This is a genomic window from Deltaproteobacteria bacterium (assembly GCA_016931625.1).
Lineage (GTDB): Bacteria > Myxococcota > XYA12-FULL-58-9 > XYA12-FULL-58-9 > JAFGEK01 > JAFGEK01.
The window spans coordinates 1-15,422 of sequence record JAFGEK010000205.1; the positions used below are offsets into that span (position 1 = coordinate 1).

The 15,422-nt window shown below is 36.2% G+C and carries 13 protein-coding genes; all 13 read left to right on the forward strand.

What is annotated here, in order from left to right; all coding sequences use genetic code 11:
- The first annotated feature begins 257 nt into the window (after positions 1-257).
- A complete protein-coding gene (locus JW841_17015; protein MBN1962636.1) occupies positions 258-638 on the forward strand; it encodes a pyridoxamine 5'-phosphate oxidase family protein in 381 nt (126 codons plus the stop codon).
- 344 nt (positions 639-982) lie between these two features.
- Positions 983-1,528 carry a MarR family transcriptional regulator gene (locus JW841_17020; GenBank protein MBN1962637.1) on the forward strand — a complete coding sequence of 182 codons (546 nt, stop codon included), beginning with the start codon at positions 983-985 and terminating at the stop codon, positions 1,526-1,528.
- A 2-nt stretch (positions 1,529-1,530) separates the two neighbouring features.
- Complete coding sequence (locus JW841_17025) at positions 1,531-2,706, forward strand: ArsA family ATPase (protein ID MBN1962638.1); 1,176 nt, start codon at positions 1,531-1,533, stop codon at positions 2,704-2,706.
- A 16-nt stretch (positions 2,707-2,722) separates the two neighbouring features.
- Complete coding sequence (locus JW841_17030) at positions 2,723-3,487, forward strand: outer membrane lipoprotein-sorting protein (protein ID MBN1962639.1); 765 nt, start codon at positions 2,723-2,725, stop codon at positions 3,485-3,487.
- Positions 3,484-4,737 carry an ABC transporter permease gene (locus JW841_17035; GenBank protein MBN1962640.1) on the forward strand — a complete coding sequence of 418 codons (1,254 nt, stop codon included), beginning with the start codon at positions 3,484-3,486 and terminating at the stop codon, positions 4,735-4,737. Before JW841_17030 ends, JW841_17035 begins: the two co-directional genes overlap by 4 nt.
- The gene (locus tag JW841_17040) at positions 4,737-5,981 is read left to right on the forward strand and encodes an ABC transporter permease (protein MBN1962641.1); all 1,245 of its coding nucleotides are present in this window, start codon (positions 4,737-4,739) and stop codon (positions 5,979-5,981) included. The genes JW841_17035 and JW841_17040 overlap by 1 nt, the downstream gene beginning before the upstream one ends.
- Before the next feature lie 13 nt (positions 5,982-5,994).
- A complete protein-coding gene (locus JW841_17045) occupies positions 5,995-6,696 on the forward strand; it encodes an ABC transporter ATP-binding protein (protein MBN1962642.1) in 702 nt (233 codons plus the stop codon).
- On the forward strand, positions 6,697-7,941 hold the full coding sequence (locus JW841_17050) for a hypothetical protein (protein MBN1962643.1): 1,245 nt from the start codon (positions 6,697-6,699) through the stop codon (positions 7,939-7,941).
- Positions 7,942-7,955: 14 nt separating this feature from the next.
- Entirely contained in the window at positions 7,956-8,501 is a 546-nt protein-coding gene (locus JW841_17055) for a gamma carbonic anhydrase family protein (GenBank protein MBN1962644.1), read from the forward strand.
- Between the two features lie 210 nt (positions 8,502-8,711).
- Complete coding sequence (locus JW841_17060) at positions 8,712-9,740, forward strand: diguanylate cyclase (protein ID MBN1962645.1); 1,029 nt, start codon at positions 8,712-8,714, stop codon at positions 9,738-9,740.
- A 78-nt stretch (positions 9,741-9,818) separates the two neighbouring features.
- On the forward strand, positions 9,819-12,833 hold the full coding sequence (locus tag JW841_17065) for a FecR domain-containing protein (GenBank protein MBN1962646.1): 3,015 nt from the start codon (positions 9,819-9,821) through the stop codon (positions 12,831-12,833).
- A gap of 4 nt (positions 12,834-12,837) precedes the next feature.
- Positions 12,838-14,880: a right-handed parallel beta-helix repeat-containing protein gene (locus JW841_17070; GenBank protein ID MBN1962647.1), complete on the forward strand. Its 2,043-nt coding sequence runs from the start codon at positions 12,838-12,840 to the stop codon at positions 14,878-14,880.
- Between the two features lie 81 nt (positions 14,881-14,961).
- The coding region (locus JW841_17075) for a hypothetical protein (GenBank protein MBN1962648.1) at positions 14,962-15,422 on the forward strand (461 nt) is incomplete at its 3' end.

The following is a 15,422-nucleotide window of genomic DNA, read 5'->3' on the forward strand; positions in this document are numbered from 1 at the left end:
TAGCCTCTCATCTCTAGCTTCAATTAACTCACGCACTAAATCAGCAGCGCGATAAAACAATACCCGCAGGCGTCTTTTTGCAGCTTCTAAACCAAAAGCCATATAATTAATCGATACATTTGTATGTATTGCGTTGCCAAATGGTATCGAAATGGCCATGTTTTAACTAGATGCTTTAAATAGCTGCTAAAGACAAAGGTAAAACTCATATCGAAAATAAATCGCATTTTAATCTTGCGAGGAGAGTAAAAGTAGATATGAAGAAATACTTTGAAGAGAACACAGGATTTGGGGTTTTAAGCACAGCAGATAAAGATGGCCGTGTTAACGCTGCGGTTTTTGCTCGGCCTCATTGTTTTAACGATGGTACCATAGGATTTGTTATGCCTAACAATCGTTTAACTTACAGCAACTTGCAGTGCAATGACTACGCCAATTACTTATTTCGTCAAGACCCAAAAGAGGACCGATATCGCTATAATGGTATGCGCCTTTATCTTAAAAAGGTAAACGAAGAAGACGACCAAGAACGTATCACAAAGATGCTGGGTCGCGTTTATGGTGACTACCTCGAGGGCCGCCGTTTGTTGATCTTTACAATAGAAAAACAAGTGCCTTTGATTAGTAATAAAAGTTAATGGTATCTGGTACTGGAACGGCAGCACCGGTTTTTTTTAATATTTTCAATTGTTTTTCTAGCATAAATAATAATACTATAAGGTTATGCAGCTTGAGGTAAAAGGAACTTCGCTTTTAGCCACCAGGGATTTTGTAATGAAGAATTTCCAGCGCAGTATAGTGCCAGACGAACTTAACTATATGAAATAAAAGTGTATTTTATTGGCATCGAATTATGAAATAGCGACATAAGATCTTATTTGGGTACAAAGAGTTTAATAGACAGCTGACATTAGCGGTATGTATCGTACAATCAATACGTTCGGCAATAACCGAACGAACGAAACATTGCAAAGAGTTAATTGTGGCAAATATAGCAAAAATGACATTTTCTCAAGCTGCACAGCGTTTTGAAGACAGTGCTGGGCAAATTTGCCGACTCTATGGGGTAAATCCGTTATTAGGTAGGCTTTATGCGGTGTTATTTGTTGCTACAGAACCACTAAGTTTAACGCAGCTTTGTGAAAAGATGGGTACGGCGAAAAGTACTACGAGTGTAGTATTGCGTCGTCTTTTGTCTTTGCGTTTAGTGCGCCGATTACCTCCACGTTCTGATCGTAAAGATTATTATGAAGTCGTTGCCGACTTATGGTCAGTGTGGCGTGAGTGGAATCAACATTGGTTTCAGCCAGAAATCGCCATGTGGAAACGTTGCGCCGCAGAGATAAAAGAGTCTCTACAAGCAGAGGATGCTCCAGCTGCAAAAAGTAAAGAAATTTTAAATGATAGGCTTTCAATGCTTGATGAAATAGCTGTCTTATTTAATCAGTTTCTTGGGGTATTTCCTGAAAATGAACCAGGTGGCAGGCAGCAATCTGCAACTGTAACTATTGCCATCGAGCAGGAGTGATGGTGACACGAGTACTTTTAATTTCAGGTAAAGGTGGGGTCGGCAAAACAACAATTGCTGCGGCCAGTGCAGTTCGTGCAGCAGAATTGGGTCATAAGACGCTTCTACTTAGTGTAGATCGTGCCCACAATGTCGGCGATGTTTTAGGAATGAAGATTAGCAGTGAACCTACTAGCGTCACTAGTATTGCAAATCTTATGGCTCTAGAAGCTGACCCGCAAGTTGAATTACGTCGCCATTGGCATTCATTTACTGGTTACATTTCACGCTTTTTACAGTGGGCAGGCTTAGGTGGTACACAAGCTGATGAGACTTTAATTTTTCCTGGGCTTGAAGAATTATTAACTCTATCTCGTTTAAATGACTTAGTTGAATCGCAAGAGTTTGATTTAATTGTTGTTGATCTAGCGCCAACAGCTTCAAGTTTAAGGTTGCTAAGTTTTCCTGATCTTATGTCTGGGCCGTTTGCTCGTTTTGCTCGCTTTGAAAGAAAATTTCTTAAAGTTACGCGTGGAGCATTTGAACGTTTATCTAGTATGCCCGTTCCTGCAGATAGCATGTATGAAGCGTTTGAAGTTTTGGCTGCAAAACTAGGCCGTTTGCGCGATTTATTGATAAATCCAGAGCAGTGTTCAGTGCGATTAGTTGCCACCGCCGAGCGTATTGTAATCGAAGAAACACGCGCTGCCTTTAGTTTATTGTCTTTATTTGGACTATGTGTTGATTCAATTATACTAAATAGAATATTGCCTGAGCAAATGAACACAGGCTTTCTTGCAAAATGGATACTGGTGCAAAAACGTGAGCGAGAGCGTGCCGCTAGTTTATTTGTCGACTTATCTTTGCTTGAATTAGCTTGGCAAGAAGATGAAGTTATTGGAGCAACTGCATTAGCTCAAGCAGCAATTGAACTTTATGGTGACCGCGATCCGGTATCGGCCTTTATCAACCAACAAATGGTCAGATTTATAGAAAGCGATGAAGGCACCGTACTTGAATTAAGTTTGCATCAAAGAGATGTACGATCTGTTGATCTTAAACAACGTGGTGATGAATTAATTATCACCGCGGTAGGTTGGCGGCGCCAAATAACTTTGCCAAATTCATTAAGTGGACGCACAGTACGGTCAGCGCGTTTAAAAGACGGAATTTTACGAGTTATTTTTGCTTCCACTTAAGCACTAAGGAGTGGCTATGAATTTATTGGTAAAAATGGTTGCAATAGTAGTTGTAGTATTTGCTACGAATACTGCTAATGCTCAACCACCTCTCCCTTCAATAGATAAGGTAATAAATCATTTAAATGAATTATTTCGTTCCAACTCATCACAAGCACAGATAACAATGAAGGTAGTTACAGTTAACTTCAAGCGTGATTTAACCATACAATCTTGGACGCGTGGCAAAGACGATGCGTTGTTTGTTGTGCGTAAACCTGCACGTCAAGCTGGGCAAGCAACGCTGCGTACTAAAGATGGTTTATGGAGTTACGCACCTAGAGCTGATCGCTTAGTACGTATTCCCAATTCTCTTTTATCAGATAATTGGATGGGTAGTCATTTTACTAATGATGATTTAATGCGTGAGACCGATTTTACCGAAGATTACGATACCTCACTTACTTGGGTAAAAGAAAGTGGCAAACAATTTCTGCAAGCGATTCTTACACCAAAACCAAATGCCCCAGTGGTATGGAGTAGTATAAAATATATGCTCGAACCTAAAGATTATTTGCCGCTGCGAGCAGATTATATTGACGGTAATAAAATAATGCGAACTATGACATTTGAAAATCCGCAAGTAATTGATGGCAAGAGAGTACCATTAACAATGTTAATGGTACCTCTTGATAAACCAGGAGAATCTACACGCATCGATTATCAAGAATTAAAATTTAATATACCAGTGACAAGTACACTATTTACGCAACGAGGTTTGCGCCGGGAGGCAAAGCGATGATTCGCCTAGCATTACGTAACATAATTCGCAATCGTTGGCGTAGCGGTTTGACAGTTGCAGGTATCGCCGTGGCAGTAGCAATGTTAATTTGGTCAGAGTCGATGTTTGAAGCATTTATTGATGTAATGGTGGTGTCTACGACTAATCAGCTTGGTGATATAAGATTAGAAACCGAAGACCATGCCAAAGAAAGCACTATTTATGAAGCGTTTTTTGCTAATGATAATCTGCTAGCAGATATTAATGAAGCAAACGGTGTAAGAGCTGCAGCTCCACGTCTTTATAGTTTTGGTCTCTTAGGTAACGAGAAACATTCGCAAGCCGCTTTAATAATTGGCATAGATTCAAAAGCTGAAACTAGAGTTAGCGATTTACATGAAAAAATAATTGCCGGCTCTTTTATGCCAACAGACAAAAAAGACCCTGCAACAATAGGCAAAGATATTATTTTAGGCGATGCGTTAGCAAAACTTCTTTCAGTAAAAGTTGGAGATGAGTTAGTTGGTTTTCTGCAAGCTGCTAATGGTTCAATGAGTGATGATAAAATGCACGTTATTGGTATAGTGCATACAGGTATAAGTCAGCTTGACCGACAAGCTGCTTGGATGCGTATTACTGATGTTGCCTATTTAACGGCGCTTGATGGTCAGGTGCACGAAATAATCGTACGCATAAATAAAGGCGACGACTTAAATAAGACAGCGGCAGCTTTGCGTCAATCAATAGCAAAAGACAATGATGAGAAAATAATTGTACGCACTTGGGAACAACTCGCTCCTGATTTAAGTCAAATGATGGATGTATCACGTCTTTCAATGTGGGTACTTTATGGAATTGTATTTTTCATTGCGGCACTTGGTATTCTTAATACTCAGCGTATGACAGCACTAGAGCGTAAGCGTGAATTAGCAGTGATGATGGCAGTAGGGGCCACTCCTCAATATATGGTTATATTGATTGTATTAGAAACAATAATTCTTACCGGCTTAGGAGCAATAGCCGGATCCTTACTTGGTTGGGGGGCATCCGCATATCATGCCCATTTTGGGCTTAATATGGCAGCGTTTGGCTCAGAGAGTTATACCTACCAGGGGGTTGAATTTACTTCGCATCTTTATTTCGTGTTAAAAATTGAAATGATTTTTAAACCAGCGTTGTCAATTTTATTGGTTGCTTTGCTTTGCGCCTTATGGCCAGCAATAACTAGCGCCAGATTACATTTATCACATACAATTGCGGGGAGGTCATAATGTTTTACGAAATTCGTTTAGCCTGGCGTAACTTATGGCGGCATCGAACACGCACGATTATCTCTGGTATGGCTGTAAGCTTAAGTTTTGCGTCATTGCTTATATCATTTGGAGTTGCTGATGCAAACTATGTGCAATTACTTAGAGTAGCTATAAAAACTGCTGGTGGCAGTGTTTTAATTCATGCTGATGGATGGCAGCAAAGTCATGCTAATGATTTACTTATAACAAGCGCAGATCAAGTAACTGCAGCAGCAGAAACAATTAAAGGTGTAAGTTCTATTATACCACGGATTATCGTACAGGGGCTATTAACTTCATCGCGTGGTGCTGAGCCGGTACAATTATTTGGTATTGACTCGCCAGCACAAGCAAAGCTTTTAGATTTATCCCCATACATTATGAAAGGAAATTTTTTAGAAAAAGAAGATAAAAGAGCTTTAGTAATTGGTGAGAAATTAGCAAAAAAACTTGGAGTTAGTTTAGGCGATCGAATTGTAATGATGGCTAGTGATATTACTGGTGAACCAGCGCGTGCACTTTTTCGCGTCTCAGGTATTTTAGAACCGCGAGCTGGTATTGATACAGGTGTTGCGTTTACCTCTATAAACGCTGCTGCAGCTGCAATAGGCGCTAAAAAAGCTATTACTGAAATAGGTTTGGTGCTTGATGATGATACTCAACGAGCTAAGGTTATTAAGCAACTGCAAGGTCTATTAAATACACAAACACAATCGCTCGAATTTCTGCCATGGGAAAAAGCTTTACCTGATTTACTTGGCGCGATTCAGGCTGATAAGGCATTTGGCTGGTTATATGGCTTGTTGGTTTTTTTAATTATGGGTTTTGGTATTGCTAATACCTTTTTAATGTCAGTGCTCGAAAGGGTTAGAGAGTTAGGGTTGCTATCAGCACTTGGGTTAACTCCAATACGAACCATTCGATTAATTTTATATGAAGCTACAGTATTAACTGCGGTATCAGTTGTAATTGGTTATGCATTAGCTTTAGCAATGCATGGATATTTAAGCTCGATTGGTATTGATGTAGCCGCTATCTCTAACATGCAAATAGAATTAGCTGGGGTTACTATTGAAGATATGCATATTCGTAGTGTTATTGATCCGATGCGTTGGGGTTTAGGAGGAATAGGCGTAGTGCTTATTGTCTTGCTTAGCGCCTGCTATCCGGCAATGCGAGCAGCAAAATTAGATCCGATTATAGCCATGCGAACATATGAGTAAATGGAGAGAAAAAATGACAAATAACATTGTGATTAGAACTGAAAAATTATCTCGAATATATGAGCAAGGAATTATTGCAGTGCATGCATTGCAAGACGTTGATTTTATTTGCAAGCGTGGCGAGCTTATCGCCCTTGCTGGGGCTTCAGGTTCTGGTAAGTCAACGTTACTTAATTTAATCGGAACTCTCGACCATGCAACATCAGGCAAAATAATTATCGACAATAAAGAAGTAACTAGTATGCGTCGCGCTCAAGCTGCACGTTTTCGCCTTGGGCATGTGGGTTTTGTATTTCAAGCATACAATTTGATTCCAGTTTTTTCAGCCTTTGAAAATGCTGAATATACATTATTTTTGCAAGGAGTTCCGGCATCGCAACGTAGAGATATAGTTATGCCTTTGCTTGAACGAGTAGGTTTAAATGGTATGACTGATCGTCGTCCAAGTGAATTATCCGGTGGGCAGCAACAACGTGTCGCAGTTGTACGTGCCATAGCATCTAAACCAGATTTTGTGTTGGCCGATGAACCGACTGCAAATCTTGACAGTGAAAGCTCTAATTCATTGTTAAGATTATTTGAAGAGCTCAATCAACAAGAAGGTATAACCTTTATATTAGCTTCGCATGATACCCAAGTAATTGAGCGCGCGAAACGAATAGTTAGATTACGTGATGGTCGTATAATATCTGATGAATTAAAGGTAGCCGCTTAAATGCGTTGGTTTATTGGGCTTGTAGTATTGAGCGTGTTTGGGTTAGTAAGACCAGCCAGTGCGGCATTTGAAATTACTACTAATGATGATTTATCATTATCGTTAGGAGGATACGCGCGTTCACTAGGTGGTATACAGAAAATAGTATATATAGCACCAACAGGAGCACCTGTTGAGATTTTACCTAAAAACCATTATGGATTATCTGCAAATATTTTTCGCTTAGAATGGAAAGCCGCACTTATAGATAGATTTTCAGCTGAAATTCATCAGCGTTTGTTCTTGCGGGTTGTTAGCGAGTCGTCAGCATTAAACACAGCGCAATTGGGTATGGGTGCAAGTGCTAGACCGCAAAGAAAGTTAAATTTGCGCTCAAATATTTATAATGAAGATAAATTATTATTAGAACATGATATTGATCGTTTGGTAGTACGAGCAAATTGTGGCAACTTTGATATAAATATGGGACGTCAGGCAATTACTTGGGGTGAAGCACAGTTATTTACGACAACTGATATTTGGGCAACTTTTAGTCCATTTGAAATAGATACTACACAAAAAAGAGGAGTTGATGCCCTGCGAATTATCTATTCGCACTCTGATGCCATAGAGTTTGATGCAATTGTCGCTGATCGTGGCAATTTAAGTAATCTTTCAGGAGGAATGCGGTTATTATCTTATAATTCAATTGCTGATTTTTATTTGGCTGCTGCAAAAAATTGGCGTGACTTATTAGGTAGCCTTGGTGTTAGTACAACTATAAAAGATTTTAAATTGCGTGCAGAAATATCACAACCTTATAATATTGATAAAGAAAAATTTATTAGACCTAAAATATCTATGGGTTTTGATTGGCTGCATCCTGATTTTACTTTAACTTTAGAAACACATTATAATGGTAATGGGGTTAAGCGAACTGAAAAATATATTTGGTATCTTATGACTTCATCAACCATAAGCCACCAACAAGATTATTTATTAGGGCGTTGGTATGCTGGTAGTGCAGCTAGTTATAAAATATCTGAATTATTTTCATTAGCTGCAACTATAATGAGTAATTTACAAGATAAAAGTGTTATATTAAATGGTTCATTTACTTATTATATCACTCAAGAAACGGAGATATCAATAGGCGCATATCAAGGGGTGGGTAAGAAGATGCAAATAGCGCCGGTGCCACAATGGCATAGTGAATTTGGTAGTTATGGTAGCCAATATTATGTAGCAATGGCCAGCTTTTTTTAGGTAAAAGTAATCTTATGAACGATCAAGAACGACTACAAAAATTTTTAGGTGCAGAGCCACAAATTGATGCAACTGCATATATCGCCAGTAGTGCCACTATCGTTGGTGATGTACGCATTGGTCCGCATGCTAGCATTTGGTACAATTGTGTATTACGTGGTGACATAAATTCAATTGAGGTTGGTGAAGCTAGTAATATTCAAGATGGCTCAGTTGTACATTTGGCTGACGATTATGGGGTTAAGATTGGAGCCTATGTAACCATTGGTCACATGGCGATGATTCATGCCTGTTCGATAGCTGATGAATGTTTAATTGGTATGCATGCCACAATACTTGATGGGGCAGAAATAGGCGCACAATCAATAATTGGTGCACATGCATTAGTTACTCAGCATACAAAGATCCCACCTGGTTCGTTGGTATTAGGAATGCCAGCAAAGGTCGTACGACAATTAACCAAAGACGAAATTCTACAATTACACGTGATGGCAGAAAAATATATATTCATTGCTGCAGCACATAAGGCAAAATTTATTGCAGGAAAACAGTTTTTTTAACTATGTCGCATGCTTTTTAAAAATATACTAGTTTTTTATAATTTAAGACGCGATTTAAAAAAAAATGCTATTTAAGAGTCGAATGAGAAATAGGCGAATAATAACAGCTAATTACAAGGTTAAACAATACTCGCCGTGTATGTGAATAAATATATTGCTATAATAATAACGTGATTTGGTATTATTGATGGGCGTTTAAAAGGAGATTTTATGAGTGTTAAACCCAACACTCCATTTCAACCATGTGTGCTCGTTGTTGACGATGAGCCAATAATTCGCGAACTCTTTCGCGATATTTTATCTGAGCGAGGTATACAGTGTTTTTTGGTTGAAGATGGCAAGCAGGCCATTATGGCACTCGCAGAGCATTCGTTTGATCTTGTAATTGCCGATAAAAATTTACCGGTTGGGGTAAGTGGGTTAGATTTATTAAAGCAAATAAAAATTAAAAATATTGATTTAGATATCATTCTTGTTACTGCATACGCCGATACAGCAAGTGCAATTGAAGCAATTAGACATGGTGTATATGATTACATTGTAAAACCATTTGAATCAGATGAAGATGTTTGGCAACGTATTAATCGTGCACTTAACAAGCGTCGTTTGCGATTAGAGAATATTGAATTACTTGAGAAATTAAAAGCGACAAATCAAGAATTAGAAAATAAAGTTGCTGAACGCACCCGCCAACTCGAAGAGTTAACTCTTACGGATGATGTAACCGGTTTGCATAATCAAAGATTTCTTTATCAACGTCTTCCTGAAGAATGTATTAGAGCACATCGATATGGGCATTCACTCGCTTTGTTAATGATTGATATAGATAATTTTAAATTAGTTAATGATAGTCATGATCATATTTTTGGCAGCAACGTTTTGCAGAGAATCGGCGAGTTAATGCTAGAAAACGTACGAAGTACAGATATTTGTGTACGATATGGCGGAGATGAATATTGCATTATTTTGCCAGAAACAGATCTTGCTAGCGCAGCATTAGTCGCAGAACGATTACGTAAAAATATTTCGAGTTATAATGTTGGTAATTCTGTTGATACTTACTTCGTTACAATTTCAATAGGAGTTATAGAATTATTAGAAAGTAGTGTTGATGATGCTAAAGCTTTATTACAAATAGCTGATCGTGCACTATATACTGCTAAAAACCATGGGCGTAATTGTGTAATGATATATTGTCAAGAACAAATTGTAGATACAAAAAGCTATTCTAATAAATAAAAGTTATTGGGTAAACCATTTATGTACAAAGGGTTTTTAAATCTGGAATAATTTTGATGATACGGAGCAAGTGAAAGAATGCGTAAAGAGGCATGCGATTTCACGCTCTTTAGCGATATTTTGGTTATAGTAATTTGTATCACTATAATATTAATACTTATGCAGAAAGTATTTGCTCAAGATATTGTCGATTTAACATCAAAGAATTCAAAGCTAATAATAGGTAGTCTAGAATATCGCAATAATGAAGTTCGGCGGCGTTTTAATGGTTCAGTAATTTGGGATAAATTAATAACAGGTAGAAATTTATATTCTAAAGATGCAGTTTATATTGGCCCAAAATCAAGTGCGGTATTAAAGTTTAATGATGGTGCACAAATTACCCTGAACGAGAAGTCTCTCGCTATAATAGATCTGGCAGCAAAAAAAAACCGATCTCCTGAAATTAAATTATACTCCGGGAGTGCGTTGGGAAAGACTACTGCGAAATCAATGGCCATAAAAACTAGTTCTGGTGATTTGGTTATCGATAATAAAAGTAGTGGCAAAGTACGAGTAGATTCTAAAAATGACATTTATTTTAATGTACGTGAAGGCAAAGGTATAATACATAGCAAAGCTGGAGATGAACAAAAGCTAATTGCTGGGCAATATAGTAAAATTGATTCTCATAGTAACCATATAGGTAATATTAGTTACCAAACAATTGAATTAGTAGAACCTGCCGAACAGAAATATTTTTATACAAGTTCTGGCAAAGAAAGTATTACTTTTAAGTGGCAATCCAAAAAAACACCACAGGTTAAAAAATTTATTTTTGAGGTAAGCTCAGACCCGCAATTTGAAAAAATTTCACATCGATATCATGTAAAAGAAAATGAATATAATTTAAATTTAGATGCAGGGATTTATTATTGGCGTATCGTTAATGACTTATCAGATATAGTGGAGCAAAGCGAAGAACGTCAATTTACTATTTTTCATGACGTTGCTCCAATAATATATTATCCGTTAGCAGAAGTGGCTATTGATAAAAATGAGATGATTACGATTGCATGGGCAGGATCAAGACATGCTTCGTCATATATCGTTCAAATTAGTGCAGCAGAAAAATTAGATAAGGTATTAGTTGAGCTAAATTCCGTACATGCAAACATAACTATAGATAATATATTTAAAGTTGGTAGGTATTGTGCGCGGGTACGTAATGATGATGATCATCATTATTCACCATGGTCCAACAATAATTGCTTTCGTATTATTGATAGCCCTCTATTAGAAGCTCCAAAAGTTTTTCAGCCTCGCCGTGAGCTGGTACCACCAAAAAAAGAAATAAAGAAACCAATGGGTTTCATCTTTTGGCAACTTATTGGTTCTATAGCTTATGCACAAGCATCAACACAAAGTGCGATTGTTTTACGTTGGGAGCCTATTGCAAAAGCTCGTGCTTATATAGTGGAAATTGCCGAGGATAGCTTTTTTAAAAAACTTATAATTAAAGAAAAAGTACAAAGCACATTTTATCAATGGCCGGTAATTGCCAGAAAAAACTATTATTGGAGAGTTCGTGGTGTTGATAGTAAGGGCCAAGAAGGCATACCGAGTGCCCCCAATTTAATAAGAACTGATTATATTGCAACACCTGAAATACTTTCTCCTGAAAATAATAAGCAATATTTATCGAGGGGAAAAGCGCCCAAAATAAATCTTCGTTGGAAAGGCTCTGATCTTTTACGTGCATATAAACTACAAATTGCAAGTGATACAGAATTTAAGCATTTAATAATTAATGAAATTCTCGATATAACTGAGTATAATTTCATACCTGCAAAGCTTGGTCTATATTATTGGAAAGTAATCGGGATTGCCTTGGATGGCAAAGATACACAGGCAAGTGAGAGCAGAGAAATATTGGTAATGCCAAAACCACCAGAAATAATAGCGCCTAAAACTAATCAAACAATCATATGTAATGATGAAAACCAAAAAATAAATATAGAGTGGATTGCAAAGAACATAAATGATTATGAAATAGAAATAGCAAATGATGAAATATTTAAAAATATATTGCAGCATTCAATTTCAGCTAACCATATTATTAGTTTTGCGCCAAATGGTTATGGGAAATATTATGCGCGAGTCAAAGGAAAGAAACCAAGATCAGATTGGAGTAAAACGACAGTTGTAGTATTTCAACCAAAACCTCCTGAATTATTAGTCCCATCAATTGAATATAGGTATGAATTAAATAGTGAAAATCAAAGTGTTGAATTTAGCTGGGAATCGGTAGCTAAAGCCACAGGCTATGAAATATCGGTTTTTAAAATCTTACCTAATAAGGCAGCATTAATTTGTAAACAACAAGTACCTACACCTACAGCGCAATGCGAAAAATTTAGCGAAGGTGTCTATGATTGGTCAGTCCGTACTATAGCTAATGATAACATCTCAAATCCATCAGCTACGCGAAGATTTTATTTGCAAACCAGCAAACCTATAACTGAAAAGCAATATACTGCAGAAGATTCTTTAGATATAAGTAATGACAATATTCAACTAAATAGTTTAGCAAATGAAGAAAAGATTAAATTATTTATTTCACTAAAATTTGGAGTTATTACTAATTTTGGTGAAGTATTAACGCCAATTGTCGGGGGAGAAATAAACTATCAATTATCTTATTTGCAAAACCGTTTAAGTGCAGATTTAGGGATTAGTTATCTTAGAGACACAATCAATAAAAAGACGCAAGATAATCAATTAGAAATTAAGGCGCAAATACAAACTATACCTATTGAATTTGCACTCAATTATCTCATTTATAATGTTAAAGAAATCGATATATTAACAGGCATAGGTATTTCTATTTTTACAAATCAAGTTGAATTAAGGGCTTCTAATCAGCCAAAAATATTTAAAACTAGTTTAGCATTTGGTGGATATGGAGTGATTACTGGAGAAACAAAATTTGGTAAAGGAAATATATTTTTAAAAATGTCTTATGTGATGTCTAATCATATAAAAAACGAATTAAATGAAATTAGCTATACTGGATTAATTCTCTGTTTGGGTTATCGAATCGGCGTTTGGTAAACACATGTACAAATTAGTGAGAAAATGTTTTATTTATATTGCCATAAATAGTTTAGCTTGTGTTAATACTAATTCTATCGCTCCGAAAATAGATTCAATTGTACCAAACAATTGCGAAATTGGGCAAGAAGTTGAAATAACAATTAATGGTAAATTTTATTATCAAACATTTGTTAGTTTCGATAATAAGGATAATAGTAAAATTTCAACTAACTTTTCAGTATGGATCGGTGAAATAGAATTAACGCAAGTATATTATAAAAATTATAACACATTAACCGCAATAGTGCCGGCATTCTTAAATGAAGGTACATATGATATCACGGTAATAGACCCTGATGGAAGAATAGCTATTTTAAAGTCATCATTTGATGTTGTGTCTAACATTAGTACGTGTATCGACGATGACGAGGACGGATTTTGTATTTCGCAAGACTGTGATGATAATCCTTCAAAATGTGGAGTAAATTGTAACCCTGAACAACTTGAAATTTGCGATAGTTTCGATAACGATTGCGATGAAACGACCAATGATGGAATAGAAGATATTAGAGTAGCAGCTGCCTGCGATGGTGATGATGATGATCTCTGCAAAGAAGGTATTTTTGTATGTATTAACGGTGCAATCGTTTGTAATGATAATACCGGTACTACGGTTGAAGGTCCAAATGGAGATCAAACATGCTCAGATTCAATTGATAATGATTGTGATGGTTTTACCGATAATGAAGATATAAAATGTAGTGGTATCAACACACCACCAGTAGCAAAAATAATCTTATCAAAACCGATTATTAATACTGGTGAATTAATTACTTTCGACGCCAACACATCTTGGGACCGAGAACAACAAACTATTTTTCTATTAGTTCGTTGGGATTTTGAAAATGATGGTATATGGGATACCGGATTTTCATTAAATAAGAGCGTAAGTAATTTTTACGACACAACAGGAACCAAAACAGTTGCATTGCAGGTTAGAGATTCAGGAAATTTATCAGGATATACTACTAGCGAATTTGTAGTGGCTAGCGAAGATCAGACAATTTCAGTTACTACAGGTGTTGACGAACAGGATGCCGGGGCAACATTGCAAAATCCTGGTGGAACGGGATTATCATTACGTGAGGCGATTAATATTGCAAATAATAGAGTCGGACGTGACGTGATAAAATTTGCACCTTTATTATTGGTTGCCCTAACTTCACAATTGCCAAAACTTGCAGATAATGAAGGAACGGTGATTATCGGCCAAAATGAAACAACAATTGATTGCAAAGCAGTTAATGACGCTGATTGTATTGAAATTGGGTCATCAAATAATATGTTAAGTTGGCTTGAGATAAAAAATAGTATAGGCAATGCTATTTTAATTACAAGTGGAGATAATAGTAGTATAACATATTGTTCAATAAATAATAATACTCATGGTATAACTGCGATGAAAGGAACTAATATAAATATTGGTCCAGGAAATGAAATTAAAAATAATATTGTAAATGGCCTAAGATTAAATACTCCAGTAATTGCTATTAATAACAGCATTTATGGGAATAATCAAGGAATTGCGGTAGGCAAAGCTGGTGGTTTAGTTACTATATTAGGAAATTTAATTCACTCAAATAACGGAAATGGTATTTATGTTCAAAATACTGATGGGCATACAATTTTATGGCATAATACCATAGTAGCTAACGGTTTAGCCGGTTTATCATCACATAAAAATGTTGCAGAGATTGATGCACGAAATAATATTTTCTCATATCAGAATACATATGGCATTGAAGCAAATGATGTTAATTTTGCCATATTAAACTATAATAATTATTATGAAAATATAAATGGTGCATGCAGTGAATGCACAACTGGTACAAATGCAAATTACTCAATTCCTTATTATATAAATATTATTGAAAAAGATTTTCGTTTAGTTGCAAATAGTAATTTAATAAACGCAGGGTTTGATTTATCTATAGATCGTAACGGGCCGGAAACCGGTAATTACAACGGCGCGGCTCCTGATATAGGTAATTGGGAGGCGCCATAAGCGATACTGATTATGAAAAACCTACGTATCACAATTCGTATAAAAATGCTTATAGTTATTTGTTCGGTATTGTTATTTACTATGTCAATATATTTATATCTTGCTACAAGCTTATTTACGCGTGATAAGCTTGCGTATATTTATGATATTAGTGCATCATTAACTGATAATCTTGCTGAACAAACACGTGCAAGTTTTGAAGCATCAGCAGAGACTATCAGTGTTTTTACACAAAATATAAATAGTTTTGCAGAAGATTTTAGTGAACGAGAGAAATTAGCACAAGAATTATTTGAACGTAAAAATGAATTAATTCGCATTGAAATTTATAATTCCAATTATGCAAAATTTAAGCCACGGTATACTTTTGTTAACACCTCAGCTTTAGAACGTCTACAAATCAAAACCGCTGATTTACTTGAAATACGTCGATTATATCCAATACCTATTAAAGCAATACAATTAAGTTCTAATGATCTATATATTCAAAATTCTAGTTTATCGCCAAAAGCTCCGATAATAACTATAGCAATTAATGTAAA